The organism is Vibrio sp. 1401, from assembly GCF_033340295.1.
This window is the reverse complement of the sequence record NZ_JAWOWF010000862.1, coordinates 1-512: the sequence shown is the minus strand read 5'-3', so window position 1 is coordinate 512 and position 512 is coordinate 1. Positions and strand designations below refer to the sequence as shown.

The 512-nt window shown below is 47.7% G+C and carries 1 protein-coding gene; it reads right to left on the bottom strand.

Translation table 11 applies throughout. From position 1 onward, the window contains the following. A partial coding sequence (locus R7Z77_RS28580; RefSeq protein ID WP_318137464.1) for an efflux RND transporter permease subunit occupies window positions 1-512 on the bottom strand: 512 nt, incomplete at both ends.

The window sequence follows — 512 nt, the reverse complement described above, 5'->3', positions numbered from 1 at the left end:
ACGCGTTTCCCAATCATGCAACTTGATGAACAGAGAAGCACCGTTTGACGCTGCAGCACCAGTCATAAACGAAAAGCCGTTTGCAACCGTTACGCCATCTACACCAGGTTCTTCCTCGATCATTTTCATCAAGTCGCTCGTCACCTCTTCTGTACGAGACAGCGAAGCAGAATCAGGCAACTGAACGTTGACCAGCAAAATACCTTTATCTTCTTGAGGAACGAATGCCGTTGACGTCGTCTTCGCGAAGAAAGACACCGCAGCAACCGCAACGATGAAGAACGTAACCAATAACAGAGATTTCTTAACAAGGAAGCCTGCAACTTGGCCGTAACGCGTAGTAACACGCTCTAGACCACGGTTGAATGCTTGGAACCAGTTAGCCGTGTTGCCGCCACCTTGTTTTAATACCAATGAACAAAGAGCCGGTGACAGCGTTAGCGCGTTGATTGACGAAATCACAACCGAAATACAGATCGTCAATGCGAACTGACGATACATGATGCCAGTAA